Raw genomic sequence first — 25,645 nt, 5'->3', positions numbered from 1 at the left:
CCTCCACACGCGGGAGAGGCGGTTCTCACGCGGGGAGAGGCGGGCGGAACGGGCCTGCGGGAGGCGGTCAGTCCTCCAGGTCGTCGGCCACGGCGCGCAGCACCGCGGCGATCTTCTTCGCGTGCACGGCCTCGGGGTGCTTGCCCTTCTGGTAGGACATCGACACCGAGTCCAGCAGCTTGATCAGGTCTTCCACGATGACCACCATCTCGTCGGGCTTCTTGCGCTTGCCCTTGGGCTTGGCGGTCTTGGCGAGAGTCGGGGGCTGGTCGATCACACGCACCGAGAGCGCCTGTTGTCCACGGCGCCCCTCGGCCACGCCGAACTCGACCTTCTGTCCCGGCTTGAGGGATTCCACGCCACCGGGGAGCGCGGAAGAATGCACGAACACCTCACCGCCGTCGTCGCGGGTGAGGAAGCCGAAACCCTTGTCGGCGTCGTACCACTTGACCTTGCCACTCGGCACAGGGGTGACCTCGTTCAGACTGTCGTGAAAAGGAATGGATGTAGGTTATGCCCAGCGCGGGCTGGGAGCGACCGTGTATTCAGCCCTGAATTACACGAATACGGTTGGGCTGCGCCAACCGCCGTACCACTCGGCGAACTCGGTCAGATCGGCGAGCACCACATCCGCCCCGTGGCCGCGTAGTTCCTCCACCAGATGGTGCCCGGTCGCGACCCCGACGCTGAACGCCCCGCCCGCCTTCGCCGCCTCGATGTCGGCCACGTGGTCCCCCACGTACGCGGCGGCGCCGAAGGCCACCAGCGCGGGCCCCTTCGCGGGGCCGAAGACCGATCCGGCGACCTCGTCGACGTCGAGTCCCAGGGCTCTGACCGTCCGCTGGGCGTCCGGGAGGTTCTTGCCCGTCACCACGATGACCCTGCCGCCCGCGCGCCGTACGGCCTCGACGGCCTGGGCGGCTCCGGGCATCGGGGTGGTCACCGGGACGGCGATCGAGGGGTAGAGCGCCCGGTAGAGCGCGACGGCCTCGGGGATGCGTTCGGCGGGCAGCCAGTTGGCCAGCTCCCACTCCAGGGGCGGCCCGAGCCTGGAGACCACGACGGCGCTGTCGATGGGCACCCCGACGCGCGACGCCAGTTCGTCGTAGACCGCGGCGATGCCCGCGCGTGTGTCGGCCAGTGTCATGTCCAGGTCGAACCCGACCGCGTCCATCGCCCCGCCCACGCCCTTTCCTCTCCCGCCCGCGAAAACCCCCGCGAAGCCTCACAGAGCTCCCACAGAGCCCCACAGAGCCACGAAACCCTCGTGAGAGCTCTCGCGAAAAGGCCTTCTCCTGCCGAAGGCCCTCGCGGAAAGACCCTATGGAGTCCTCCGTGCGGCGCTCCCGGCAGGATGCCAAATCCCCGCCCGGCAGAACCCGCACTTCGTATTTTCGCTGGATAGGGTCGCGGTGGAGGTGTCTGCACAGAGATGACCAGATCGACGCGTGAGCGCATCCTCGAAGAGGCCCTGCGCCTGTTCGCTGAGCGAGGCTACGCGGCGACCTCGGTGGCCGAGATCGAGTCAGCCGCGGGGCTGTCCCCCGGCGCGGGCGGGCTCTACCGGCACTTCAGGTCCAAGTACGAGGTGCTGGCCGCCTCGGTGAACGAACGTGTCGTGCGGGTCGAGGCCAGGGTCGCCGCGATGGGCGCCGCCGACCCCGCGGCCCCCGTCACGGAACGGCTGACGGGCCTGTGCGAGGCGGGGCTGGCCGTGGTCCGTGAGGAGGACGAGCTGGTCCGCGTCTTCTTCCGCGATCTCGGGCGCTTCCCCGAGCTGGTCGAGGTCGTGCGGGCGAGGCTGCTGCAGCCGATGTTCGACGCGATCGGCTCCTGGCTGTGCGCCCAGCCCGAGTACGCCGGAGCCGGCCTCGACCGGTCCTCCGTCGGCGCGGTGCTCGGCGGCTCCCTCGTCCACTGTCTCCTCTTCGAGGAGACAGTCGGCGAACCCCCTGGCCGGACGGAACGCGAGCGTTTCGTCACCTCCTGGGTGTCCCTCGCACTCGGCCTGCTGCCCGTGGCCCAAGGATGTCCACGTGAACCCGAACTTTCCCAAACCTAGCTTTGTCGGTCAGGGCTCCTACCATTGACGGAATGAGCACGGAGTTCACCGAGTGGCTGCGCGACCGGAGCGACGAGCAGCTGCGGGCGCTGGTCACGGTGCGCCCCGAACTCATCACGCCGGTCCCCGCCCACGTCGAGGGCCTGGCGGGGCGGGCGAGCAGTCCCTCCGCCGTCGGGCGCGTGCTCGACCGGCTCGACCGGTTCACGCTCTCGGTCGTCGAGACGCTCGTCGTGCTGCCCTCCCCGGCCGACCAGCGGGCGCTGCGCGAGCAGATGGCCCGCGCGCTGCCCGAGGGGGTCACCGCCACGGCGCTGCGGGCCGCCCTGAAGGAGACGGTCGAGCGGCTGCGGACCCTCGCCCTGGTGTACGGCCCGCAGAACGCCCTGCTGCCCGCCCCCGGGGTGCGGGAGATCCTGGAGACGCCCGCCGGGCTCGGCCCGCCCGCGGTCGAGGCGTTCAGGCACCATCCCGCCGAGCGGCTGGCCGAGCTGATCCGGGACGCCGGTGGTGAGAGCGGCGACACCAGGCAGGCCCTGGCCGAGCTGCTCGGTGACCGTGAGGTCGTCGCGCGGCTCGTCGAGGGCGTCTCGCCGCAGGCCAGGTCCGCGCTCAACGAGCTGGCCTGGGGGCCGCCGAGCGGCCGGGTGCCCAACGCCCGCAGGCAGGTGCGCGCCGCGAACGCCCACTCCCCGATCGAGGAGCTGCTCTCCCGCGCGCTGCTGGCCGCCACCGGCGACGAGAGCGTCGCCCTGCCCCGCGAGGTGGGCCTGTTCCTGCGCGGCGGCCGGATACACCGTGACCTCTCACCCGTCCCGCCCCCGCTGGACGGCGCAGGCCGTGACCAGGCGCTGGTCGACCGCACCGCGGCGGGGCAGGCCTTCACCTTCGTGCGGGCGGTCGAGGAGTTGTGCGAGCGCTGGAGCGCCGACCCGCCCGGGGTGCTGCGCGGCGGAGGGCTGGCCGTACGCGACCTGAAGCGGACCTCCGGCCTGCTCGACCTGCCCGAGTGGGCGACGGGGCTGGTCATCGAGGTGGCCCACACGGTCGGGCTGATCGCCGCGAGCGGTTCGGTCGACGGTGACTGGCTGCCGACCCCGCTCTACGACGCCTGGCGGATCAAGAGCACCGAGGACCGCTGGGTGGCGCTGGCGTCCGGCTGGCTGTCCACGGACCGGGTTCCCGGGGTGATCGGCGAGCGTGACGAGCGTGACCGGCTGCTCAACGCCCTCCACCCCGACCTGCGGCGTTCCTCGGCCCCCGAGGTGCGCGCGACCACGCTCGGCCTGCTCGCCGCAGCGGGCCCCGGGGTCGCGCCCGGCCTTGGGTCGGTGCTCGGGCGTCTGACGTGGGAGCAGCCGCGCCGTCGCGGCGGCAGGCGCGACCAGCTGGTCGAGTTCACGCTGCGTGAGGCGGAGCAGATCGGGGTGACCGGTCTCGGTGCGCTCGCGGGCCACGGCCGCGCCCTGCTGTCCTGCGGCGGCCGTTCCGGGGCGGTCGCCCTGGCCCTGGCGCCGTTGCTGCCCGAGCCGCTCGACCACGTGCTCCTGCAGGCCGACCTGACCGCCGTGGCGCCCGGTCCCCTCACCGGTGATCTGAGGCGCTGGCTGGCGCTGGCCGCCGACGTCGAGTCGACCGGCGGCGCGACGGTCTACCGGTTCTGCGAGCAGTCCATCAGGCGGGCTCTCGACGCCGGGCAGGGCGCCGACGAGATGCTGTCCATGCTGGAGCGCCACTCGACGACGCCCGTGCCGCAGCCCCTGAGTTACCTGGTCACCGACGTGGCCCGCAGGCACGGCCGCATGCGCGTCGGTACGGCAAGCGCGTACATCAGGTGTGACGACTCCTCCCTGCTCGACGAGGTGATGGCCGACCGGCGGGCCGTCCCGCTGCGGCTGCGCAGGCTCGCCCCCACCGTGATCGCCTCCAAGACCTCGCGGGGGACGCTGGTCGACTCGCTGCGCGCGATGGGATACGCCCCGGCCGCCGAGTCCCTCGACGGTGACGTGATCATCGCGCAGCTCGACGTCCGCAGGACCGAGGGGCAGCCCCTCCCGCGTCAGGTCGTCACGTTCACCGGCCCGGAGGCCGAGGTCGTCGCGGCGGCCGTACGGGCGGTCAGGGCGGGTGACGCGGCGCACCTGGCCCGCAGGGCGCCCGTCGACGCCCCGACCGGGCAGGTCCCGCGCTCCCCGGCGACCGCGACGATCAACGCCCTGCGGGAGGCCATCCGGCAGGGGTCCCAGGTCTGGATCGGCTATCTCGACTCCCAGGGCAACGCGACCAGCAGGATTCTCGAACCCGCCCGGATGGAGGGGGGCTACCTCACCGCCTACGACGAGACCCGGGCGGCGGTGCACCGCTTCGCCCTGCACCGCATCACCGGGATCTCCGACGTCGAGTGAACGCCCGGATTTCCGGGTTTCCCCTACGGTGGGATCGTTGGCGCACGAAAGAAGGAAGTGAGAGGCTCCCGTGAGCAGTGGTCCCCCCGAAGGCCCCAGCGCGAACCCCGACGACTGGAAGAGCCCCTACAGCACCGGCCCCGGGCAGACCCCCGGCTACGACGCCCCCACGTACAACCAGCCTCCCGCCTACGGCCAGCCTCCCGCGTACGGCCTGCAGAACACCCAGCCGAGCCAGGGGTCGGGTCAGCAGCAGCCCTCCTACGACCAGGGCTACGGCCAGCAGCCCGGCTACGACCAGGGCTACGGGCAGGGCTACGGGCAGCCCGGCTACGGCCCCGTCCAGGGTTACGGCGAGTCGCCGTACGGGCAGTACCCCCCGGCCTACGGCCCCGGCCCCTACCCGGGTCCCCCGCAGAACGTCGACGGCGTCAGGACGCACGCGATCATCGCGCTGGTCGTCGGCATCCTCATGGGGCTGACCTGCTACGTCAGCATCGGCGGCATCACCGGAGCCGTCCTGGCCGGCGTCGCGCTCGGCAAGGTCGAGCGCGACCCCCAGGGGGCGAAGGGACTGCTCAAATGGACCTGGATCAGCATCGGCATCAACGTCGGGCTGGTCGTTCTGGGGGTCGGCGCCATCATCCTCGCCGGAGTGAACGGCGCCTTCGACTGAACCCTCCGGGATTGTCCCGGGTCTCGGCGCCGTTGGACATACGAGGTCGGGGAGGCGGTGGGCGAGTTCCCCGGGTGAGTGCGACCATGGGCTCGCCCGCCGTACAACGAGGGAGAAGCCGTGAGTGACGGACCGCTGATCGTCCAGTCGGACAAGACCCTGCTGCTTGAGGTCGACCACGACAGGGCCGACGAGTGCCGCAAGGCGATCGCGCCGTTCGCCGAGCTCGAACGCGCCCCCGAGCACGTGCACACCTACCGGGTGACCCCGCTGGCGCTGTGGAACGCGCGGGCGGCCGGGCACGACGCCGAGCAGGTCGTCGACGCGCTGATCGGCTACAGCCGCTACCCCGTGCCGCACGCCCTGCTGGTGGACATCGCCGAGACCATGGCGAGGTACGGCAGGCTCAGGCTCGACAAGCACCCCGTCCACGGGCTCGTCCTGACCAGCACCGACAGGGCCGTCCTTGAGGAGGTCCTGCGCTCAAGGAAGATCCAGCCGCTGCTCGGTGAGCGCATCGACGCCGACGCCGTCGCGGTCCACCCGAGTGAGCGCGGCAACATCAAGCAGCATCTGCTCAAGCTGGGCTGGCCCGCCGAGGACCTCGCCGGATACGTGGACGGCGAGCACCACCCGATCACACTGCGGGAGGACGGCTGGCTGCTGCGCGACTACCAGCGGGAGGCCGCGCAGGCGTTCTGGCACGGCGGTTCCGGCGTGGTCGTGCTCCCCTGCGGCGCGGGCAAGACGATCGTGGGCGCGGCGGCGATGGCCCACGCGAAGGCGACGACGCTGATCCTGGTGACCAACACCGTCTCGGCCCACCAGTGGAAGCAGGAGCTGATCAGGCGGACCTCGCTGACCGAGGACGAGATCGGCGAGTACACCGGGACGAAGAAGGAGATCCGCCCGGTCACCATCGCCACCTACCAGGTGATGACGACCCGCAGGCAGGGGGTCTACCGCCATCTGGAGCTGTTCGACGCCCGTGACTGGGGTCTGATCGTCTACGACGAGGTTCACCTGCTGCCCGCCCCGATCTTCCGGATGACCGCGGATCTGCAGGCCAGGCGGCGGGTCGGGCTGACCGCGACGCTCGTGCGCGAGGACGGCAGGGAGGGCGACGTGTTCTCCCTGATCGGCCCCAAGCGCTACGACGCGCCGTGGAAGGAGATGGAGAACCAGGGCTGGATCGCCCCGGCCGACTGCGTCGAGGTGCGGGTCACCCTGAGCGACGAGGAACGGCTCGCCTACGCGATGGCCGAGGCCGAGGAGCGCTACCGGTTCTGCGCGACCACCCCGTCGAAGACCCGGGTGACCGAGGCGCTCGTCCGGCGCCATCCCGACGAGCAGGTGCTGATCATCGGTCAGTACATCGACCAGCTCGACGAACTCGGCGAGCACCTGGGCGCCCCGGTGATCAAGGGGGAGACCAAGGTCAAGGAGCGGGAGCGGCTGTTCCAGGCGTTCCGCGACCGGGAGATCCAGGTGCTGGTCGTCTCCAAGGTGGCGAACTTCTCCATCGACCTGCCCGAGGCGGCGGTGGCCGTACAGGTGTCGGGAACCTTCGGGTCACGGCAGGAGGAGGCCCAGCGGCTTGGCCGGGTGCTGCGCCCGAAGGCCGACGGTGGCGGGGCACGGTTCTACTCCGTGGTCAGCCGTGACACGGTGGACCAGGACTTCGCCGCGCACCGGCAGCGTTTCCTGGCTGAACAGGGATACGCCTACCAGATCATCGACGCTGACGACGTGCTCGCTGACGACTAGCGTTCCCATGGCGAACACGCCGTCGTTCGTGTCAGGTCCACGAGATTCCGCAGGCTTTCTCCAAAGCGACCACCCCCTCGCTAGGCCTCGACGGCCACTGGCGACATACCCCCATGATCTGCGCGCGTCACTGGATTTTCCCGCCTTTTTAGCGATTTGGACGCACAAACACGGACGGTGGTAACGCGCTCACGCAAGGGATGCGACCGTTAATCGGTTTGAGCCGTCGAGGCGCGTCGCTAGGCTGGTGGATTCGCTGCCTGATGGCCACCACCGCTTACCGAACAGGAGGCGCTTTCCCGTGTCCGGACATCCATTGTCCCCCGACATATCCCTGGACCCCCTCACAGAGCCCACAGACCTCACAGAATCCTCGGGGTCCTCAGGGTTCGCGGAACCCACGGACCCCGACGAGATCCTCGCCGCCGAGCGCGAGCACCTGGCCCTCTCCCGGACCGCCCTGCGCGCCATGCGCGAGCACGCCCAGTCCCTGTCCTCCGACGCCGCGGGCGACTGGGTGTCCCAGCAGATCCTCCAGGCGCTGCTCGACCAGCGGGTCGCGGCGCTGGCCGACCACGCGGGCACCCCGCTGTTCTTCGGCCGCCTGGACCGCGCGACGGACGACGACCTGCCCGCGACCGTCCACGTCGGCCGCAGGCACGTCCACGACGACCGCAGCCGCCCCCTGGTCATCGACTGGCGGGCGCCGATCTCCCGTGCGTTCTACCAGGCCAGCCCGGCCGAGCCGATGGGCGTCAGACGCCGCCGCAGGTTCGGCTACCACGGCGGGGACCTGACCGCCTACGAGGACGAACGTCTGGACCAGGGCGACTCCCCCGGCGGCGGCGCCGGGCACAGCAGGATCCTCACCGAGGAGATCGAACGGCCCCGCTCGGGGCCGATGCGCGACATCGTCGCGACCATCCAGCCCGACCAGGACGAGATCGTCCGCTCCGAACTGGGCACGACCGTGTGCGTCCAGGGGGCGCCGGGCACCGGCAAGACCGCGGTCGGCCTGCACCGGGCCGCCTACCTGCTCTTCACCCACCGGGAACGGCTGGCCAGATCCGGTGTGATGATCGTCGGCCCCAACCGGGCCTTCCTGTCCTACATCTCCTCGGTGCTTCCGGCGCTCGGCGAGGTCAAGGTCGACCAGACCACCGTCGCCGACATCCTGGGCGACCACGCGACGCCCGAGGACCCCGCGGTCAGCGCGATCAAGGGCGACGCCCGGATGGTGCCCGTGCTCAACCGCGCGTTGTGGGCGTACATCGTCAAGCCGACCGAGGGCGTGCTGTTCACCAAGGGGGTCAACCGCTACCGGGTGGCCGACTACGAGGTCCGCGAGATCGTCGCCTCCCTGCGCGGCACCACCCGCTACGCCCCGGGCCGCGCGGCCCTGGCCCAGCGGCTGGCCCACGCGGTCCTCGTCCGGATGGAACAGCGCGGCGAGTCCCCCGACGACCGGGTGCAGGACGCCGTCGCCAGGTCCAAGCCGGTCAAGCAGCTGGTGGACACGGTGTGGCCGAAGGTGACCCCGCAGCAGGTCCTCCACCGGCTGTTCAGCGACCCCGCCTTCCTCGCCGACTCGGCCAGGGACGACCTGACCGCCGAGGAACAGGCCGTGCTGCTGTGGGCCAAGCCGTCGAAGACCTTCCGCTCCGCGAAGTGGTCGGCCGCCGACGGGGCGTTGATGGACGAGCTCGGCGACATGATCGAGCGGACCGCCCCGCTGGGTCACCTGGTCGTCGACGAGGCCCAGGACCTGTCGGCCATGCAGTTGCGGGCGCTGGGACGGCGGTGCCGTACGGGGTCGGCAACGGTCCTGGGTGACCTCGCGCAGGGCACGACCCCCTGGTCGGCCCGTTCGTGGAAGGAGGTCCTGGCCCACCTGGGGTTCGAGGAGGGCGTGGTCACCGAACTGACCCTCGGCTTCCGCGTTCCCCGTGAGGTCCTCGACTACGCGGCCAGGCTGCTGCCCTCCGTCGCCCCCGGCCTCGCCCCGCCCCGCTCGCTGCGACCCGGCGTTGGTTCCCTCACCGTACGGCCCGCCGCGGACCTGGCCGCGTCCCTGAGGGAGGTGGTGGGCGCGACACTCTCCCGCGAGGGCTCGATCGGCGTGATCGCCCCCGATGCCGCGGTGGCCGAGGTCTCCGCCATCCTGGAGGCCGTGGAGCACCGGGTGCTGAGCCAGGACGCGACCGAGGAGCACCGGCTCCTGGTGATCCCCGCGAGCCTGGCCAAGGGCCTGGAGTACGACCACGTCATCGTGGTCGAGCCCGCCGACATCGTGGCCGCGGAACCACGCGGCCTCGCCCGTCTCTACGTGGTTCTGACCAGGGCGGTGACCTCGCTGACCGTCCTGCACACCGGCGACCTGCCCGCCCAGCTCCGCTGACCGGTTCCCCCTGCGTGCCGTGAAAGTCCGTCCGGCCGAAAAGGCCACCCCTCCCGAAGGCCCTGGCGGCCGGAAACGTCCGGTCTCCGAACGCGGCGGCCGTGAAACGCACGCCCGGCCCGGGTAAAACACCTGGCCGACCGGAAAGGCCCGCCTTACGGGCCGGTGAGAAATCGGGTGGAAAACAAAAAGGGGCGACCCCGACACCTCGGGGTCGCCTCTTTTGGGAAAGCTCCGGACTAGAAGTCCATGTCGCCGCCGCCGGGAACGGCGGGAGCGGCACCGGCCTTCTCGGGCTTCTCGGCGATGACGGCCTCGGTCGTCAGGAACAGCGCCGCGATCGAGGCGGCGTTCTGCAGCGCCGAACGGGTCACCTTCGCCGGGTCGATGATGCCCGACTCGAACAGGTTGACGTACTCGCCCGTGGCGGCGTTCAGGCCCTCGCCGGGGGTCAGGTTGCGCACCTTCTCCACCACGACGCCGCCCTCAAGACCGGCGTTGACCGCGATCTGCTTCAGCGGCTCCTCAAGAGCCTTGCGCACGATCGCCGCACCGGTGGCCTCGTCCCCGGCCAGTTCGAGCTTGTCGAACGCCTTGGCGCCGGCCTGCAGCAGCGCCACGCCACCGCCGGGCACGATGCCCTCCTCGACGGCCGCCTTGGCGTTACGCACGGCGTCCTCGATGCGGTGCTTGCGCTCCTTGAGCTCGACCTCGGTCGCCGCACCGGCCTTGATGACCGCCACGCCACCGGCCAGCTTGGCCAGGCGCTCCTGCAGCTTCTCGCGGTCGTAGTCGGAGTCGGTGTTGTCGATCTCGGCACGGATCTGGTTGACCCGGCCCGCGATCTGCTCGGCGTCACCGGCACCGTCGACGATCGTCGTCTCGTCCTTGGTGACGATGACCTGACGAGCGCGGCCGAGCTGGTCGAGCGTGGTGGACTCCAGCTTCAGACCGAGGTCCTCGCTGATGACCTGGGCACCGGTCAGGATGCCGATGTCGCCCAGCATGGCCTTGCGGCGGTCGCCGAAGCCCGGAGCCTTGACGGCGACCGAGCGGAACAGGCCGCGGATCTTGTTGACGACCAGGGTCGCCAGCGCCTCGCCCTCGATGTCCTCGGCGATGATCAGCAGCGGCTTGCCGGCCTGCACGACCTTGTCGAGGACCGGGAGCAGGTCCTTGTTCGCGGAGATCTTGGAGTTGACGACGAGGACGTAGGGGTCGTCGAGGACGGCCTCCATGCGCTCCGGGTCGGTCACGAAGTAGGGCGAGATGTAACCCTTGTCGAAGCGCATGCCCTCGGTGAGCTCAAGCTCAAGGCCGAAGGTGTTGCTCTCCTCGACGGTGATGACGCCTTCCTTGCCGACCTTGTCCATCGCCTCGGCGATCATCTCGCCGATCTGCGGGTCACCCGCGGAGATGGAGGCCGTGGAGGCGATCTGCGCCTTCGTCTCCACGTCCTTGGCCAGCTTGGAGAGCTCCTCGGAGACACGCTCGACGGCGGCCTCGATGCCCTTCTTCAGGGACATGGGGTTGGCGCCCGCGGCTACGTTGCGCAGGCCCTCGCGGACCAGCGCCTGAGCAAGCACGGTGGCCGTGGTGGTGCCGTCACCCGCGACATCGTCGGTCTTCTTGGCGACTTCCTTTACGAGCTCGGCCCCGATCTTCTCCCACGGGTCCTCAAGCTCGATCTCCTTGGCGATGGAGACACCGTCGTTGGTGATCGTGGGGGCGCCCCACTTCTTCTCCAGCACGACGTTGCGGCCCTTGGGGCCGAGGGTCACCTTGACAGCGTCCGCGAGCTGGTTCATGCCACGCTCGAGACCGCGCCTGGCGTCCTCGTCAAACGAGATCATCTTGGCTGCCATACGGCTAGACCTCCCAAACACAGGGTGGCTTGCACCAGACCGAGGCGACGCCCGCGACGGCATACGGGCCCGCGACTCCGTTCGGCGGGCCCCATCGTCTCGATCCAGGTTTGGCACTCTCCAATGAGGAGTGCTAACCACTGTTTAGCACTCTCCCCCGACGAGTGCAAGCCAAGGACCTTTGACCTGAGTGTCAGCTTAGGCGAAGGCCCGGCCCGCCGATGGGAGCGACGAGCCGGGCCGACATGCCGAGGGCGATCCGCGCGAACTGCGCTGCCGCGGGATGCGCCAGCGGGTTCCCGACGAGCTGACGGAGGACGAGATCAGACCGTCCGGACCGATTCCGCCTGAGGTCCCTTCTGTCCCTGCGTGATCTCGAACTCGACCCTCTGGCCCTGTTCGAGCGCACGGTAGCCATCCATCATGATCGCGGAGTAATGGACGAAAACATCCTTACCACCGTCTACCGCGATGAAGCCGTAGCCCTTGTCCGCGTTGAACCATTTGACGGTGCCTTGCGCCACTTCCGACTCCTCTTACTGGGCTTGAGGACGTCGCCCATTCCTCTCGCGAGGTCCTCAATCTCCGAGGCGGAGACATCGCCTACGTCGATCGCCCTCGACCATACCTGTGAGAGCCCGTGGGGCAACAGAGTCAACCAGCAAACTACCGCTTTACGGACGCATTCAACACGCCAACATAGTTTTGCTATCACTACTAGTTAGTTAAATATTACATTATGTCTTCGCACAAAAATGTGAGCTTGCATCACAAAAGACGACACCCGCACGCGGCCAGGCCGGTGCGGGTGTCGTGAGGGTGTTCCGGGGGCGCCGTTCCATGACAGTGGACGACATCGGGATCCGGGAGGCCGTCCAGGGCCCGCCCAGGGCCCCGCGCGGCCTCCGCCGGGATCAGCCTCCGGCGACCGCCGGAATGATGGAGACCTGAACGCCGGACGGCGTCACCGTGTCGAGGTTGTCGGCGAAACGGACATCCTCATCACCGACATAGACGTTCACAAAACGGCGAATCTTGCCCGATTCATCGAGAATACGGGCACCGATCCCGGGGAAGTCGGCGTCGAGCTTCTGCAGAACCTCACGCAGGGTCCCGCCCTCGCCGTTCACCTCGGCCGCGCCGCCGGTGTACGTACGGAGAATCGTCGGAATCCGTACAGAAACGCTCATAATTCAGTACCTTTCAGAGCTCTAGGCGACGACAGCGCGGAACGCGTCGAGTGAGGGCCGGATGACAGCGGTGGGACGTGCCTGGTCAGCGACCGCGTCAAGGGTCTTCAGGCCGTCACCTGTGTTGAGGACCACGGTCTCCGCGTCGGGGTCGAGCCGACCCGACTCGACCAGCTTGCGCAGCACCCCGACGGTGACACCGCCCGCCGTCTCGGCGAAGATGCCCTCCGTCCTGGCGAGCAGGCGGATGGCGTCCACGATCTCGGGGTCGGTGACGTCCTCGACCCCACCGCCGGTGCGCCTGGCGATGTCGAGCACGTAGGGCCCGTCAGCCGGGTTGCCGATGGCCAGCGACTTGGCGATCGTGTCGGGCTTGACAGGGCGGATCACGTCGTGGCCCGCCTTGTAGGCCGCGGAGACCGGGGAGCACCCCTCGGCCTGGGCGCCGAAGATCTTGTACGGCGTGTCCTCGACGAGACCGAGGGCGATCAGCTCCTTGAACGCCTTGTCGATCTTCGTGAGCTGGGAGCCGGAGGCGACCGGGATGACGATCTGGTCGGGGATCCGCCAGCCGAGCTGCTCGGCGATCTCGTAGGCCAGGGTCTTGGAGCCCTCGGCGTAGTAGGGCCTGAGGTTGACGTTGACGAAGCCCCACTTGTCGCCGAGCTCGTCACCGATGAGCTCGGAGCAGAAGCGGTTGACGTCGTCGTAGGTGCCGTCGATGCCGATCAGCTTGCCGCCGTACACGGAGGCCATGACGATCTTGCCCTGTTCGAGGTCGGCGGGGATGAACACGCAGGCGTCGAGCCCGGTCCTGGCGGCGGCGGAGGTCACCGCGCCCGCCAGGTTGCCGGTCGAGGAGCAGGACAGGGTGTGGAAGCCGAAGTTCCTGGCCGCCTCGACGGCGATGGCGACCACGCGGTCCTTGAAGGAGTGCGTGGGGTTGCCCGAGTCGTCCTTCACGTGCAGCGAGCGCAGGCCCAGCTCACGCGCCAGGTTGTCGGCCTTGACGAGCCTGGTCCAGCCGGGCTCGGTGTTGGGCTTGGAGGCGACGTCCGCCGGGACGGGCAGGAGGGAGCGGTAGCGCCAGATGTTGGCCGGCCCCTGCGAGATCTGTTCCCGGGTGACGTTCCCGAAGTCGTAGGCGATCTCAAGGGGCCCGAAACACTCGATACAGGCGAAGCTGGGACCGAGGTCGTAGCGGGCACCACACTCACGACAGGAGAGAGCGACGGCGGGACCGAAGTCAAGAGCAGTGGTGGTTGCGGTGTTCGCGAGCGCCATGAAGCGAGGCCTTTCCCTCATCTTCGTCTGCGACCACCCTGGTCACAGACCGGAATTGGCACCTGTCCCGGTCGACCCCTCGCCAGATCGCGAGTCTTGAACCGGGAGGGTTGCCGGGGCTTCGCAGGGCCGGTCCCTCCACCCCTCTGGATGAGCAATGTTCAGTTGTGGACCTGACATGCAGGTCTCAAGCACTCTACCTCGCCTTGTGCCCCTCCTGACCAGTTGTCTCACCAAACGAGATGAAGTGTGTCATTAACCGGACAAACCTCAGAAGCCGTAGGCGTCGCCGAGCGCTCCCTGGACGTACTTGCGGGCCTGGTGGATGCGCGACTTGGCGGTGCCGAGGGGGATGCCGAGCTGCTCGGCGACCTCGTTGTAGTCGAGCTGGCAGATGTCGCGCAGCACCAGCGCCTGGGCCAGGTCGGGCTTGTCCGCCTCAAGGGCCTCCATCGCGTCGAGCAGGTCGAGGCGGGAGCCCGCGATCACACTCACCCTGGCGACGTCGGGCTTGTTGTGCAGCGGCAACTCCTCCGAGCTCTGCTCGGCGGAACGCCGCTTGAGCGAGCGGTAGGTGGTGCGCGCGCAGTTGGCGGTCACGATGTGCAGCCACGTGCTGAACCGCGCCCGCCCCTCGAACCTGGCGATGTTGCGGGCCACGGCGAGCAGGGTGTCCTGACAGGCCTCCTCGGCGTCCTGCCGGTAGGGGAGGATCCGCCCGCAGTGCCGCAGCACCTCGGGCTCGATCCGCTTCAGCAGTTCGCCCAGTGCCCGGTGGTCGCCTCCGGCGGCCGCACGGGCAAGTTCCTCGGTCGTCTCGTCCAGCGCCATCACGGGTTCCCATCAACGGTCACGGTCGCTCGACATCCTATGGTCGCCGGTTATCGTTTGGTTAACCTTCGGGACAAGCCACGTCCTCCCGGGCGAGGAGGTCAGATGAGTGGGATTTTGGTGGCCTCGAACCGCGGCCCGGTCTCCTTCACCATGTCTGAGGGCGGCGCGCTGAGCATGCGCAGGGGCGGCGGCGGCCTGGTCTCCGGCCTGTCCGAGGTGTCCAAGGAGCTCGACGTCCTGTGGGTCTGCGCCGCCCTGTCCGACGGCGACCGCGGTGCCGTACGGCTCGCTCCCGGGGGGCGGCTCGACCAGGCGGGATACGAGACCGGGGCGCTGCGGATGCTCGACATCCCCCCGGCGACCTTCCAGCGGGCCTACAACGCGGTCGCCAACTCGACCCTGTGGTTCGTCCACCACCTGCTCTACGACACCCCGAACAGGCCGCACTTCGACGCCAGGTTCGGCAGGGAGTGGGAGTCCTACCAGGCCTACAACGAGGCGTTCGCGATGGCGCTGGCCGAGGAGGCCTCGCACGGCGCCAAGGTCATGGTGCAGGACTACCACCTGGCCCTGGTCCCGGCGATGCTCAGGAGCGAACGGCCCGACCTGCGCGTCTCCCACTTCTCCCACACGCCCTGGGCCCCTCCCGAGTACTTCGGCCTGCTGCCCGACGAGGTCGCCGCCGAGTTGCTTGAGGGCATCCTGGGCGCCGACCAGGCGGGTTTCCTGACCGACCGCTGGGCCGGGGCCTTCATGGACTGCTGCGAGAGCGTCCTGGACGCGCGGGTCGAGCGCGCGGGCCGTACGGTGACCCACGCGGGCCGGACCACCCGGATCGGCGTGCACGGCCTGGGCGTGGACGGCCGGGCGCTGTGGGAACGCGCCCGCGAGCCCGACGTCGAGTCCCACATGGCCGCCCTGCGCGAGCTGGTCGGCGACCGCAGGCTGATCGTGCGCATCGACAGGACCGAGCTGTCGAAGAACATCGTCAGGGGCCTGATCGCCTACCGGGAGTTCCTCGCGGCACACCCCGAGTGGCACGGCAGGGTCGTGCACCTGGCCTTCGCCTACCCCTCCCGCCACGACCTGCCCGAATACCGTGAGTACACCGCGGCGGTGCAGCGTTGCGCCTCGGAGATCGAGGACGAGTACGCCACCGAGGACTGGGATCCGCTGATCCTCAACGTCCAGGACGACTATCCCCGGTCGCTGGCCGCCTACCGGCTGGCCGACGTGATGCTGGTCAACCCGATCCGCGACGGGATGAACCTGGTGGCCAAGGAGGGGCCGGTGCTGTCCCCGAACAGCGCGCTGGTCCTGTCGCGCGAGGCGGGGGCCGCGGCCGAGCTGGGCGCGGACGCGCTGCTGGTGAACCCCTACGACGTCTCGGCCACGGCGCGGGCCATCCACGAGGGCCTCGTCATGCCCGAGCATGAGCGCGCCGTCCGGGGGGACAGGCTGGCCCGTCTGGCGACCGCCCTTCCCCCGCAGCGCTGGTTCGCTGACCAGCTCGCCGCACTCGGCTGAGATTTTGCCCTGATATGAGATAGTTCAGGGGACTTCGCGCTTCATTGACGTTCGGGGGAACCCGTGACCGCCAGGCTCACCCGTGACCGTCCGACCTGGCTCGTCTACCTGCAGCTCGGTGTCTTCGCCACCTACCTGTACGGCCTCAGCGCCGCCCTGCCCATGCTCCGCGCCGAACTGGGCCTCTCGCAGACGGTCGCCGGGCTGCACGGCACCATGATGGCCGTCGGCGGCGTCCTGACCGGCCTCGCGCTGCCCCGGCTGACCCGCCGCCTCGGCACGCGCGTCACCGTCTGGACGGGCCTGACCGGGATGAACGTGGGGGTGCTGCTGGTCGTCCTCGGCCACACACCGCAGGTCACGCTCCTCGCGTACTGCCTGGCGGGCGGGATGGGCTCGATCAGTCTCTACACGAGCATGTCCGTCCTCGGCCGGCACCACGGTCCCGCGGGGCCGTCGGCGATCAGTGAGGCCAACGCGGTCGGCGGGACCATCGGCCTGTTCGCCCCGTTCGTCGTCAGTCTCGCGGCGCAGAGCGCGCTCGGCTGGCGGACGGCGCTGCTGCTCACCCCGCTGCTGACCGTGCTGCTCGCGCTCGCCATGGGCCGCGTGTGGGTTCCCACGCCCGCCCAGGAGGAGCAGGCGGCGCCCTCCGGGAGCGCGGGTTCCCCGGGGCTCGGCATGCGCTTCCACCTGGCGGGGGCGGTGCTGTTCTGCTGCGTCGGGCTTGAGTTCTCGTTCAACCTCTGGGCGGCCAAGCTGGTCAGCGACAACACGGGCCTGTCCGCGGCGGTCGCGGCGAGCGCGCTGACCGCCTTCACCGCCGGGCTGGCGCTCGGGCGCTTCGGCGGGGCCAGGCTGGCGTTGCGGATCCCGCCCGCCTCGCTGCTCATCGGCGCGCTGGGGCTCACCTTCGTCGGCTGGCTGCTGTTCTGGACGAGTACGGCCCCGCCGGCGGCCTACGCGGGGCTGCTCGTCTCAGGGGTGGGGGTCTCGCTGCACTTCCCGCTCGCGCTCTCACGGGTGCTGACGGCCACGGCCGGACGTCCCGAGCGGGCGACGGGCGTCGCCTCCCTCTATTCGAGTTCGGCGACAGGTGTCGGGCCCTTCCTGCTGGGAGCGCTCGCCGACGTGTCCGGCACCCAGCAGGCCTTCCTCATGGTGCCCGTGATGATCGTGCTGGCCGTCGGCGGCATCCTGGTCAGCTCCAGGTAGCCGCCGCGAGCACGGACGCCAGGCGCGGGTTGTCCCACACGTCCACGACGAGGATCTTCGAGGTGGGCAGGAACCACTCACGCTGGTGGAAGGTCCCGGTCCGCTTGCTGCCGTTGTAGCTGTAGCACTCGCCGCGCCAGCCCTTGAAGGCGGCCTTGTGCCCGCGTCCCACCTGCCGCAGCCCCGAGGCGTACGCGTTGCCGAACGTCTGGCCGCTCTTGGCGTCGAACGGGCAGCGCTGCACATCGGTGGCGGGGTAGTACGGCTGGTCCCCCCGGTAGGCGGAGAACAGCTCACGCCCGTACTTGATCTGCTTGGGGCCGAAGACCCAGAACGCCTCACAGTTCGGGGTGAAATACGCCGAGTGCGGCTTCGCGCACCTTCCCGTGACCACCTTGACGCCGTCGGCGCCGCCGTAGACCCGCCAGCCCGAGGGAAGCTTGAGGGTCATGCCGCGGAAGGTGAAGGTTCCCGAGGCCTGCGCGGTCGAGGCCGAGGCCGCCTGGGGAACGGTGAACAGGGTGGCGCCGGCGAGCACGGCGGCGGCGAAGGCGAGTTTTCTCATGCCGGGGACGTTAACCGTCCCCACTTGTCGGTCACTTAACGTTCAATGGCATCGGCGATCGACGCCAGCAGGTCCATCACCCCCTCCGGGCCGTCCACGACGATGTCGGCCTGGGCGGCGACCTCCGCGCTCGCCTCGGCCGAACCACTGAACACCGTCACGCCGGGCAACCCCGAGGCCCGTACGGCGGCGAAGGCCGCCAAATCCCCCAGGTCGTCACCGGCGAACAGCACCGAGCGCGCCCCGCGTTCGGCGAGGAAGGCGCCGAGCGCCGCCCCCTTGTCCGTCCCCGGAGGCCGCAGCTCCAGCACGAACTTGCCCGGCTCGACCGCCAGCCCCACCTCGGCCGCGAGCTTGGCGACCGGGTCGCGCAGCGCCTCAAGCGTGGCCTGCGGTTCGGCGGTCCCCCGGGTGTGCACGGCGACCGAGCGCTCCTTGTCCTCGAACCTGGCGCCCGCGACACCCTCGATCAGCCGGGGCAGCTCGGCCCTGGCCCTGTCCAGGCCGGGGTGGACGGGCGGGGCGGTGAGCGTGCCCGCCTCCCAGCGTTCGAGACCGTAGTGGCCGAGCACGACCACCCCGGGCACCTCGGCCAGCGAGCCGTACTCGACGGCCGTCGCGGCGGGACGGCCCGTCACGACCGCCACGGCGCGGACCCGTCCGCCCAGCCTGGCCAGCAGCTCCGGGCCGCGCGGGTGGATCCTGGCCGCGTCGGGGTCGGGCACGATCGGGGAGAGCGTGCCGTCGAAGTCGAGGCCGATCACCGCTCCGGCGGGGTCGGCCAGGATCGCGCGCAGTCCTTCGGGGGTCTCCATGGGGTGTTCTCCCGCTCGTCGTCAGGCCAGGATCGTACGGCGCGGCGTCAGGCGCGCATGACCGGCTCTACCCCGGACGTCAGGGACGTAGTCCCCGCCTCCTGGCCGCGCGCTCGCGTCTGCGCGTCTCGCGGAGCCTGCGCAGGCGCTTGATCAGCATCGGGTCGTGGGCGAGCGCCTCCGGCCGGTCGATCAGCTCGGCGAGCAGCTGGTAGTAGCGGGTCGCCGAGATGCCGAAGGCCTCCCGCACCGCCTGCTCCTTGGCCCCGGGACGTCGCCACCAGCGGCGCTCGAAGGCCAGCAGTTCCCGCTCCTTCTCGGTGAGGGGCCTGGGAGCGTTCTCCGGTCCCGTCCCCTCGCCGGGAGGTGGCACATCGTCCATCGCTGTCGCCTCCCGTCGCGCCCCCGCAGGCCGTACGGCTCCGCGCGATGCCAGGATAGTCGGGAATTTCCTGCTGTTCATGGCCGGTTCGGAGACGTACAGTCACCAGATGTGACTCCAGTGATCACCCTTCTCACCGACTACGGGCTGGCGGACGGCTACGTCGCCGCCTGCCACGGTGTGATCGTCCTGACGGCGCCGCAGGCCCGGATCATCGACGTGTGCCACCTGGTCCCCACCGGAGACGTACGGCGCGCCGCGGCGATCCTGGCCCAGACGATCCCCCATCTCCCGCCCGGCGTCCACGTCGCCGCGGTGAGCCCGGTCGGCGCCTCGCGCAGAGCCGTGGCGATCGAGGCCGGCGAACACGTCTTCCTCGGCCCCGACAACGGGGTGCTCTCGTGGGCGGTCTCCGCCGCGGGCGGGGCGCGGACGGCCTACGAGCTCACCAACGAGGACCTGTTCAGGAAGCCGGTCTCCCCGACCTTCCACGGCCGTGACGTCTTCGCCCCCGTGGCGGCGCGGGTGGCGACCGGACTGCCCCTCGCGGAGCTGGGGCCGCCGATCCCGCCGGAGCGGCTGGTCGCGCTGCGCGCGCCGACGTCGCTGGTGCGTGACGACGAGGTCGAGGGCGAGGTCCTCTCTGTCGACGGCCACGGCAACGTCCAGCTGTCGGTCAGCGCGGCCGACCTGGCGGTCGTGGGCGTACGGCCCGGCGGCTCCCTGGTGGTCTGGCTGGGCAGGAGGCACGCCGCCGTGCCGTTCAGGGAGACCTTCGCCGCGGTGTCTCCCGGCGAGCTGGTCGCCTTCACCGACTCGGCGGGGCTGGTCGCGCTCGCGGTCAACGCCGGGGACGCCTCCCAGCGGCTCGCGCTGCCGCCGGGCGCGCACGTGCGCCTGTCCTCGGGCCCCCGCCGTACCCCTCTCGAATCCCTCTGAGGAGGGGTCAGACGAAGTGGCAGGCGACGGCGTGCCCGGTACTGAACCGCGCCTGCAGCGGCGGCTCCTGCTCCGCGCACACGTCCCTGGCCTTCCAGCACCGGGTGCGGAAGCGGCAGCCCGACGGCGGGTTCGCGGGTGAGGGCGGGTCGCCCTGCAGGACGATCCGCCCCCGTGTCTCGCGGCCCCGGGGGTCGGGCACCGGCACCGCCGACAGCAGCGCCTGGGTGTAGGGGTGGGCCGGCCGCTCGCAAACGTCGGCCTCCGCGCCGAGTTCGACCAGTTTGCCGAGATACATCACGCCGATCCGGTCGGAGACGTGACGGACGACCGACAGGTCGTGGGCGATGAAGACGTAGGCCAGGCCGAACTCGTCCTGCAACCGTTCGAGCAGGTTGACGACCTGGGCCTGGATCGAGACGTCGAGTGCGGAGACCGGCTCGTCACAGATGATGATCTCCGGCCTGAGCGCCAGCCCCCTGGCGATGCCGACGCGCTGCCGCTGACCGCCGGAGAACTGGTGCGGGTAGCGGTCCACGTGGTCGGGGTTGAGACCGACCACCTCAAGCAGTTCCTGCACCATGCGGCGCCGCTCACGCTTGGGGACGACCTTCCTGTGGACCTCGTACGGCTCTCCCACGATGTCGCCGACGGTCATCCTGGGGTTGAGCGAGGTGTAGGGGTCCTGCATGACCATCTGGATGTTGCGGCGGACCTGCCTGAGCTCGGAGCCCCTGGCCCGGGTGATCTCGCGTCCGTTGATCCGCACCGAGCCCGAGGTCGGCCTCTCCAGGGCCATCAGGAGCCTGGCCAGGGTGGACTTGCCACAGCCGGACTCACCGACGATGCCGAGCGTCTCGCCGCGCCTGAGCGTGAAGGACACCCCGTCGACCGCCCTGATCTCCCCGATCCGCCGCCGCATGACGACGCCCTGGTACATCGGGAAGTGCTTGACCAGGCCGCCGACCTCCAGGATCGGTTCACCCGTGGCTGCCATCGAGGACCTCTCTCCAGTAGTGGCAGGCGCTGTCGCGTGTCGGCCCGATCCGGTAGCGCGGCGGCGCGTCGGTGACGCAGTTGTCCTGACGGTAGGAGCACCGGGGGTGGAAGGCGCAGCCGGAGGGCATGGCCAGCGGGTCCGGCGGGGTGCCCTCGATCGCCGGCAACGCCCTGCCCTTGCGGGCGAGGCGGGGGATCGACTCCAGCAGGCCCCTGGTGTAGGGGTGCGCGGGCGCCTGGTAGACCTCGTGCACGGGAGCGGTCTCGACGACGCGACCGCCGTACATGACGACGATCCTGTCGGCGGTGTCGGCGACCACGCCGAGGTCGTGGGTGATCAGGATCATCGCCATGCCGCTCTCCCGCCGCAGCTCGGCCAGCAGGTCCATGATCTGGGCCTGGACCGTCACGTCGAGCGCCGTGGTCGGCTCGTCGGCGATGAGCAGTTCGGGACCGAGCGCGATCGCCATCGCGATCATGATGCGCTGGCGCATGCCGCCGGAGAACTGGTGCGGGTAGTCGTGCACCCGCTGCGCGGCGGCGGGGATGCGGACCCGGTCCATCAGTTCGACGGCCCTGCGCTCCGACTCCCGCCACGACACGCCCTCGTGCACCCGGAACATCTCCCCGATCTGCGCGCCCACGGTGAAGACCGGGTTCAGCGCGGACAGGGCGTCCTGGAAGACCATCGCGATCCGCCGTCCCCTGATCCTGGCCCGGTCGTCCTCCCGCAGCGCGAGCAGGTCGGTGCCGTGGAAACGGATCGTTCCGGCCGGGACACGGGCGGACGGCGTGTCGAGAAGCCCCATGATCGCGTGCGCGGTGACCGACTTGCCCGAGCCCGACTCACCGAGTACGGCGAGCGTCTCCCCCGCATCGATCCGGTAGCTGACGCCGTTGACCGCCTTGACCACGCCCTGCCTGGTGACGAACTCCACCTGCAGGCCGTCCACGGCCAGCAGCGCCTCCCCGCCGGGGACGTGCCCGTCCCGCTCGGCCGTCGAGGACCTCCACACGGCTTTCCCTACCTCAGTTTCGGATCGAGGGCGTCGCGTACGGCGTCGCCCAGCATGACGAAGGCCAGCACGGTCAGGCTCAGGAACAGCGCCGGGAACAGCAACGGCTCCGGGGCCTCAAGGAAGCGCCTCCTGGCGTCGGAGATCATGAGCCCCCAGGAGATGTCGGGCGACTGGAGCCCGACCCCGATGAAGGAGAGCCCGGCCTCGGCCGCGACGAACGTCCCGAGGTTGATCGTGGCGACCACGATCACGGGGGCGATCGCGTTGGGCATGATGTGCCGGAACATGATCCGCCCCGCGGAGGCGCCGAGCGCCCGCGCGGCGAGCACGTACTCCTGCCCCTTCACCGTGATCACCGCCGCCCTGGTGATGCGGAACGTCATCGGCCAGGCCAGTACGGCCAGCGCCAGGACGACCGTCCAGACGCTTCCCGTGCGGAAGACCGACAGGATGAGCAGGGCGCCGAGGACCGAGGGGATCGCGAAGAAGATCTCGGTGACCCGGGACAGCAGGGCGTCGAGCGCCCCTCCCGCGAACCCGGCCAGCAGGCCGAGCAGGCCGCCGACCAGCGCGGTCAGGGCGGCGGTCGTCGCGCCGATCACCACCGAGTTGCGGGCGCCGTACACACTGCGGGCGTAGACGTCGCAGCCCTGGTTGTCGGTGCCGAACCAGTGCAGGTCGCCCACCCCCTGCCTGGCGTCCGACAGGTGGCAGGTCGCGGCGTTGTGCGGGTCGATCGAGGTGAACAGCCAGGGGAAGGCCGCCATCAGGAGGAAGACGGCGATGACGAAGGCCGCGCCGACGAACATCGGCCGCCGCCGCAGGTCCTGCCAGGCGTCGCTCCACAGGCTCGCGGGCTTGGACGGCCCGCCCGCCGGCCCCGTGGGTGTGTCCCTGGCGTGCCTGCCGCCGGTCGACCCGCCTCGCCCCCGGCGCCCGGCCGCGGTCTCACTCATAGCGGATCCTCGGGTCGAGCACGGCGTAGAGCAGGTCGACGACCAGGTTCGCCAGGACGTAGATCAGCACCAGGAGCGTCACCACGCCCACGACGACGGGCTGTTCGCGCAGGGAGACCGAGGTGAACAGCTGCTGACCGATGCCGGGCAGGTTGAAGACCGTCTCGGTGATCACCGCGCCGCCCATCAGCGTGCCGAAGTCGGCGCCGAGATAGGTGATCAGCGGGATCAGCGCGTTGCGCAGCGCGTGCCTGCCGACGACCCGGCGCCGGGGCAGCCCCTTGGCGGTCGCGGTGCGGATGTAGTCGGCGCGCAGCGTCTCCACGAGGCTGGTCCTGGTGAGCCTGGTCAGGTAGGCGATCGAGGTCCCGGCGAGCACGAGGCCGGGCAGCAGGTAGCCGCGCCACCCCTCGGCCAGGCCCGCGACGGGGAAGAGGTCAAGCCCGGCCTGCTTGAGCCTGACGCCCAGCAGCAGTTGCAGCACGAAGCCGGTGACCAGGGGCGGGATGGAGATCAGTATCAGCGTGGCGGCCAGGACCAGCGAGTCCTGCGCCCTGCCGTGGCGCAGCGCGGCGTACAGGCCGAGGCCCACCCCGGCGAGCGCCTCCATGACCAGGGCCGTCATCGCCAGGTTGGCGGTCACCTGGAACCGGCCCGCCAGGATGTCGGAGACCGACCCGCCGGAGACCGTGACGCCCAGGTCGCCGTGGAACAGGCCGGTGAGGTAGTGCCAGTACTGCAGCAGGAACGGGTCGTCCAGGTGGTACCTCTCCCGCAGGACGGCGGCGATGTGCGGGTCCATCCGCTTGTCCCCGGCGAGCACCTCCACGGGGTCACCGGGCAGCGCGAAGACCACGGCGTAGACGAGCAGGGTCGCGCCAAGCAGGACAGGGATCGCCTGGACCAGGCGCCTGATGATGTAGCGGCCCATTCAGCCTCCGGTACGTACCACGTCGGGGACGCTCTTCCCGGGCCGGTCGCTCACACGGCGCCGGGACCCGTCAGGGCCGCTCCCGGCGCCGGGGAACGGCCCCGCCCTCTCTCAGCCGACCTTCTCGATCTTGTTCCACTCGACCAGGTTGATCAGGTTGATCTTCAGTCCCCTGATGCGCTGGGAGTAGGCCGCGTTGGTGCGGTAGTAGAAGATCGGGATGTACGGCAGTTCCCTGACCAGGATGTCGTCGGCCTGCTGGTAGTACCTCAGGCCGTCCTTCAGCGAGGTCGCGCCGTCGCCCTGGGTCAGCAGGTCGTCGAACTCCTTGTTCGACCAGCCCGCGTAGTTGGAACCGGTCTTGATGGCGTTGGTGGAGAAGACCGGGGTCAGGTAGTTCTCGACCGAGGGGTAGTCGATGAACCAGCCCATCCGGAACATGCCGCCGTAGTCCTTCTTGACCAGGCCGTCGAGGAGGACGGCGAACTTCTCGAACGTCTTGACCTTGACCTCGACGTCGAGGTTGGCGCGGAGGTTGTTGGCGATGGCCTCGATCCACTCCTTGTGCGCGCCGTCGGTGTTGTAGCCCAGCTCGATCAGCTTGGGGCCGTTGTTCTCCTCGTACTGGATCTTGGCCCTGGCGGGGTCGTAGGTGCAGGCCGCACAGATGCCGGGGCGGTAGCCGTCCAGGAGGGGGTTGATGAAGTCGTCGGCCGGGGAGCGCGTCCCGGCGAAGACCGTCTCGGTGATCGTCTTGCGGTCGATCGCCATCGAGATGGCCTCGCGGACCTTGATGTTGGAGTAGGTGCTGTTGAACTGCAGCGGGAAGCCGATGTAGCCGATACCGGCGTCCGCCTGGTCGATGTAGCGCTCACCCAGCTCGGCCTTGGCGCTGGCGATCGCCGCGGGCGGCAGCGCGTCGTGGATGTCCAGCCCGCCGGAGCGCAGGTCGTTGAAGGCCGTCTCCGAGTCCGCGTAGATCTTGAACTGGAGCTTGTCGAACTTGGGCTTCGTGCCGGGGAAGCTGTCGTAGCGGGTCAGGTCGATCGTCTGGTCGACGCCCTTGTTGTACGGCCGGTCCATCTTGAAGTAGCCCTGGCCGATCGGCTGCTTGGCGTAGGTCTCGGTGACCTTGCCCTTGTCGTCGAAGGCGGCCTTGGGCAACGGGTAGAAGGCGACGTAGCCGAGCATCGTCTTGAACTGGGAGAACGGCTTGCTCAGCGTGACCTGGAGGGTGTGCTCGTCAAGGGCCTTGAGGCCCCGCATCGCCTTGACGGTGACCGGCTTGCCCTCCGGCGGGTTCAGGTCCTCCCAGCCCTCGATGCGGCTGAAGAAGCTGTTGGCGCCCTGGGCGTTGTCGCGGTTGGCGGCGTAGTTCCACGCGTCGACGTAGTTTTCGGCGATCAGCGGTTCCCCGTTGTGCCAGGTGTAGCCCGACTTGAGCACGATCTTCCAGACCCGGCTGTCGCTGGTCTTGATGGAGTCGGCGACGTTGTTGACGACCTGCTTGTCGTCGTTGTAGCTCACCAGCGGGGCGAAGACCGCGCCGAGCACCTCGGCGCCCTCGGTCTCGATGGTGTCGCCCGGGTAGAACGGTTTCTGTGGCTCGGCGATCCGCATACGTACCGGCGGATCGCCCGCCGCCGTGCCCGTCGCCCCCTGGCCGCCACACGCGGCCAGGCCGAGAGCGAGCAGCGCGATACCAGCGATGACCTGTGCGCCCTTAGTAACGCGCATTACGGTGTTTCCTCCCTTTGCAGGCGGCGCCGCCGCGGACTACCGAAGCCCGCGCGACCGGCGGAGGATCTCGTGCCCT

At 69.9% G+C, this 25,645-nt stretch carries 23 protein-coding genes and 1 riboswitch; of the genes, 8 read left to right on the top strand and 15 right to left on the bottom strand.

Annotated features, from left to right (window positions below):
* Positions 1-67 precede the first annotated feature (67 nt).
* A complete protein-coding gene (locus ACIBVQ_RS13145; protein ID WP_362917559.1) occupies positions 68-466 on the bottom strand; it encodes a cold-shock protein in 399 nt (132 codons plus the stop codon).
* A gap of 90 nt (positions 467-556) precedes the next feature.
* The gene (locus ACIBVQ_RS13140; protein WP_399177499.1) at positions 557-1,186 is read right to left on the bottom strand and encodes an HAD family hydrolase; all 630 of its coding nucleotides are present in this window, start codon (positions 1,184-1,186) and stop codon (positions 557-559) included.
* Between the two features lie 246 nt (positions 1,187-1,432).
* Between ACIBVQ_RS13140 and ACIBVQ_RS13135 the strand changes: the two genes are divergently transcribed.
* From ACIBVQ_RS13135 to ACIBVQ_RS13115, 5 genes are all read left to right on the top strand, one after another.
* A complete protein-coding gene (locus ACIBVQ_RS13135) occupies positions 1,433-2,062 on the top strand; it encodes a TetR/AcrR family transcriptional regulator (RefSeq protein WP_399177497.1) in 630 nt (209 codons plus the stop codon).
* A 32-nt stretch (positions 2,063-2,094) separates the two neighbouring features.
* A complete protein-coding gene (locus ACIBVQ_RS13130; RefSeq protein ID WP_399177495.1) occupies positions 2,095-4,467 on the top strand; it encodes a helicase-associated domain-containing protein in 2,373 nt (790 codons plus the stop codon).
* Between the two features lie 70 nt (positions 4,468-4,537).
* The gene (locus ACIBVQ_RS13125) at positions 4,538-5,143 is read left to right on the top strand and encodes a DUF4190 domain-containing protein (RefSeq protein ID WP_362779211.1); all 606 of its coding nucleotides are present in this window, start codon (positions 4,538-4,540) and stop codon (positions 5,141-5,143) included.
* A 120-nt stretch (positions 5,144-5,263) separates the two neighbouring features.
* On the top strand, positions 5,264-6,910 hold the full coding sequence (locus ACIBVQ_RS13120; protein WP_352014316.1) for a DNA repair helicase XPB: 1,647 nt from the start codon (positions 5,264-5,266) through the stop codon (positions 6,908-6,910).
* 415 nt (positions 6,911-7,325) lie between these two features.
* Positions 7,326-9,308: a HelD family protein gene (locus tag ACIBVQ_RS13115; protein ID WP_399178023.1), complete on the top strand. Its 1,983-nt coding sequence runs from the start codon at positions 7,326-7,328 to the stop codon at positions 9,306-9,308.
* A gap of 239 nt (positions 9,309-9,547) precedes the next feature.
* On the opposite strand, the gene groL is transcribed toward ACIBVQ_RS13115, so the two are convergent.
* The 5 genes from groL to ACIBVQ_RS13090 form a co-directional block, all read right to left on the bottom strand.
* Complete coding sequence (gene groL / locus ACIBVQ_RS13110) at positions 9,548-11,173, bottom strand: chaperonin GroEL (protein ID WP_352014317.1); 1,626 nt, start codon at positions 11,171-11,173, stop codon at positions 9,548-9,550.
* Positions 11,174-11,496: 323 nt separating this feature from the next.
* Positions 11,497-11,697, bottom strand: a complete 201-nt coding sequence (locus tag ACIBVQ_RS13105; protein WP_113704857.1) for a cold-shock protein — start codon at positions 11,695-11,697, stop codon at positions 11,497-11,499.
* Between the two features lie 390 nt (positions 11,698-12,087).
* A complete protein-coding gene (locus ACIBVQ_RS13100) occupies positions 12,088-12,363 on the bottom strand; it encodes a MoaD/ThiS family protein (RefSeq protein ID WP_352014318.1) in 276 nt (91 codons plus the stop codon).
* 21 nt (positions 12,364-12,384) lie between these two features.
* Positions 12,385-13,647, bottom strand: coding sequence for a threonine synthase (gene thrC / locus ACIBVQ_RS13095; RefSeq protein ID WP_352014319.1), 1,263 nt, complete (start codon positions 13,645-13,647; stop codon positions 12,385-12,387).
* Positions 13,648-13,661: 14 nt separating this feature from the next.
* A riboswitch (SAM riboswitch) is annotated at positions 13,662-13,804 on the bottom strand.
* Between the two features lie 113 nt (positions 13,805-13,917).
* A complete protein-coding gene (locus ACIBVQ_RS13090; protein WP_352014320.1) occupies positions 13,918-14,478 on the bottom strand; it encodes an RNA polymerase sigma factor in 561 nt (186 codons plus the stop codon).
* A 105-nt stretch (positions 14,479-14,583) separates the two neighbouring features.
* On the opposite strand from ACIBVQ_RS13090, the gene ACIBVQ_RS13085 reads away from it, so the two are divergent.
* Both ACIBVQ_RS13085 and ACIBVQ_RS13080 read left to right on the top strand, forming a co-directional pair.
* Positions 14,584-16,008, top strand: a complete 1,425-nt coding sequence (locus ACIBVQ_RS13085; protein ID WP_362779206.1) for a trehalose-6-phosphate synthase — start codon at positions 14,584-14,586, stop codon at positions 16,006-16,008.
* A gap of 63 nt (positions 16,009-16,071) precedes the next feature.
* Complete coding sequence (locus tag ACIBVQ_RS13080; protein WP_399177490.1) at positions 16,072-17,223, top strand: MFS transporter; 1,152 nt, start codon at positions 16,072-16,074, stop codon at positions 17,221-17,223.
* Here the strand turns inward: ACIBVQ_RS13080 and ACIBVQ_RS13075 are convergent.
* The 3 genes from ACIBVQ_RS13075 to ACIBVQ_RS13065 form a co-directional block, all read right to left on the bottom strand.
* The gene (locus tag ACIBVQ_RS13075) at positions 17,210-17,788 is read right to left on the bottom strand and encodes a hypothetical protein (RefSeq protein WP_399177488.1); all 579 of its coding nucleotides are present in this window, start codon (positions 17,786-17,788) and stop codon (positions 17,210-17,212) included. The two genes, ACIBVQ_RS13080 and ACIBVQ_RS13075, sit on opposite strands and share 14 nt — an antisense overlap.
* A gap of 35 nt (positions 17,789-17,823) precedes the next feature.
* A complete protein-coding gene (gene otsB, locus ACIBVQ_RS13070; RefSeq protein WP_352014324.1) occupies positions 17,824-18,603 on the bottom strand; it encodes a trehalose-phosphatase in 780 nt (259 codons plus the stop codon).
* A 79-nt stretch (positions 18,604-18,682) separates the two neighbouring features.
* Positions 18,683-18,985, bottom strand: a complete 303-nt coding sequence (locus ACIBVQ_RS13065; protein WP_362779199.1) for a DUF3263 domain-containing protein — start codon at positions 18,983-18,985, stop codon at positions 18,683-18,685.
* A 111-nt stretch (positions 18,986-19,096) separates the two neighbouring features.
* Between ACIBVQ_RS13065 and ACIBVQ_RS13060 the strand changes: the two genes are divergently transcribed.
* Complete coding sequence (locus ACIBVQ_RS13060; protein WP_362917548.1) at positions 19,097-19,924, top strand: SAM-dependent chlorinase/fluorinase; 828 nt, start codon at positions 19,097-19,099, stop codon at positions 19,922-19,924.
* A gap of 7 nt (positions 19,925-19,931) precedes the next feature.
* On the opposite strand, the gene ACIBVQ_RS13055 is transcribed toward ACIBVQ_RS13060, so the two are convergent.
* From ACIBVQ_RS13055 to ACIBVQ_RS13035, 5 genes are all read right to left on the bottom strand, one after another.
* Positions 19,932-20,921 (bottom strand): dipeptide ABC transporter ATP-binding protein, encoded by a 990-nt coding sequence (locus ACIBVQ_RS13055; protein ID WP_352014327.1) that lies wholly within the window; start codon positions 20,919-20,921, stop codon positions 19,932-19,934.
* Complete coding sequence (locus tag ACIBVQ_RS13050; protein ID WP_399177485.1) at positions 20,905-21,939, bottom strand: ABC transporter ATP-binding protein; 1,035 nt, start codon at positions 21,937-21,939, stop codon at positions 20,905-20,907. The genes ACIBVQ_RS13055 and ACIBVQ_RS13050 overlap by 17 nt, the downstream gene beginning before the upstream one ends.
* Positions 21,940-21,947: 8 nt before the next feature.
* Positions 21,948-22,898, bottom strand: coding sequence for an ABC transporter permease (locus ACIBVQ_RS13045; RefSeq protein ID WP_352014329.1), 951 nt, complete (start codon positions 22,896-22,898; stop codon positions 21,948-21,950).
* Positions 22,891-23,829: an ABC transporter permease gene (locus ACIBVQ_RS13040; protein WP_362917542.1), complete on the bottom strand. Its 939-nt coding sequence runs from the start codon at positions 23,827-23,829 to the stop codon at positions 22,891-22,893. Before ACIBVQ_RS13040 ends, ACIBVQ_RS13045 begins: the two co-directional genes overlap by 8 nt.
* Before the next feature lie 111 nt (positions 23,830-23,940).
* Positions 23,941-25,566, bottom strand: coding sequence for an ABC transporter substrate-binding protein (locus ACIBVQ_RS13035; RefSeq protein ID WP_399177482.1), 1,626 nt, complete (start codon positions 25,564-25,566; stop codon positions 23,941-23,943).
* Positions 25,567-25,645 lie beyond the last annotated feature (79 nt).

Origin of the sequence: Streptosporangium sp. NPDC049376, assembly GCF_044466505.1 — a bacterium.
In the GTDB taxonomy this organism is placed as follows: Bacteria; Actinomycetota; Actinomycetes; order Streptosporangiales; family Streptosporangiaceae; genus Streptosporangium.
This window is presented reverse-complemented; position numbering and strand designations above follow the sequence as displayed.

What these genes read in the sequence shown, in the direction of transcription:
- ACIBVQ_RS13135 (WP_399177497.1), top strand. Translation starts at nt 1,433, where the DNA reads ATGACCAGATCGACGCGTGAGCGCATCCTCGAAGAGGCCCTGCGCCTG.
- ACIBVQ_RS13130 (WP_399177495.1), top strand. Translation starts at nt 2,095, where the DNA reads ATGAGCACGGAGTTCACCGAGTGGCTGCGCGACCGGAGCGACGAGCAG.
- groL (WP_352014317.1), bottom strand. Translation starts at nt 11,173, where the DNA reads ATGGCAGCCAAGATGATCTCGTTTGACGAGGACGCCAGGCGCGGTCTC.
- ACIBVQ_RS13100 (WP_352014318.1), bottom strand. Translation starts at nt 12,363, where the DNA reads ATGAGCGTTTCTGTACGGATTCCGACGATTCTCCGTACGTACACCGGC.
- thrC (WP_352014319.1), bottom strand. Translation starts at nt 13,647, where the DNA reads ATGGCGCTCGCGAACACCGCAACCACCACTGCTCTTGACTTCGGTCCC.
- ACIBVQ_RS13090 (WP_352014320.1), bottom strand. Translation starts at nt 14,478, where the DNA reads ATGGCGCTGGACGAGACGACCGAGGAACTTGCCCGTGCGGCCGCCGGA.
- ACIBVQ_RS13085 (WP_362779206.1), top strand. Translation starts at nt 14,584, where the DNA reads ATGAGTGGGATTTTGGTGGCCTCGAACCGCGGCCCGGTCTCCTTCACC.
- ACIBVQ_RS13075 (WP_399177488.1), bottom strand. Translation starts at nt 17,788, where the DNA reads ATGAGAAAACTCGCCTTCGCCGCCGCCGTGCTCGCCGGCGCCACCCTG.
- otsB (WP_352014324.1), bottom strand. Translation starts at nt 18,603, where the DNA reads ATGGAGACCCCCGAAGGACTGCGCGCGATCCTGGCCGACCCCGCCGGA.
- ACIBVQ_RS13065 (WP_362779199.1), bottom strand. Translation starts at nt 18,985, where the DNA reads ATGGACGATGTGCCACCTCCCGGCGAGGGGACGGGACCGGAGAACGCT.
- ACIBVQ_RS13055 (WP_352014327.1), bottom strand. Translation starts at nt 20,921, where the DNA reads ATGGCAGCCACGGGTGAACCGATCCTGGAGGTCGGCGGCCTGGTCAAG.
- ACIBVQ_RS13045 (WP_352014329.1), bottom strand. Translation starts at nt 22,898, where the DNA reads ATGAGTGAGACCGCGGCCGGGCGCCGGGGGCGAGGCGGGTCGACCGGC.
- ACIBVQ_RS13040 (WP_362917542.1), bottom strand. Translation starts at nt 23,829, where the DNA reads ATGGGCCGCTACATCATCAGGCGCCTGGTCCAGGCGATCCCTGTCCTG.
- ACIBVQ_RS13035 (WP_399177482.1), bottom strand. Translation starts at nt 25,566, where the DNA reads ATGCGCGTTACTAAGGGCGCACAGGTCATCGCTGGTATCGCGCTGCTC.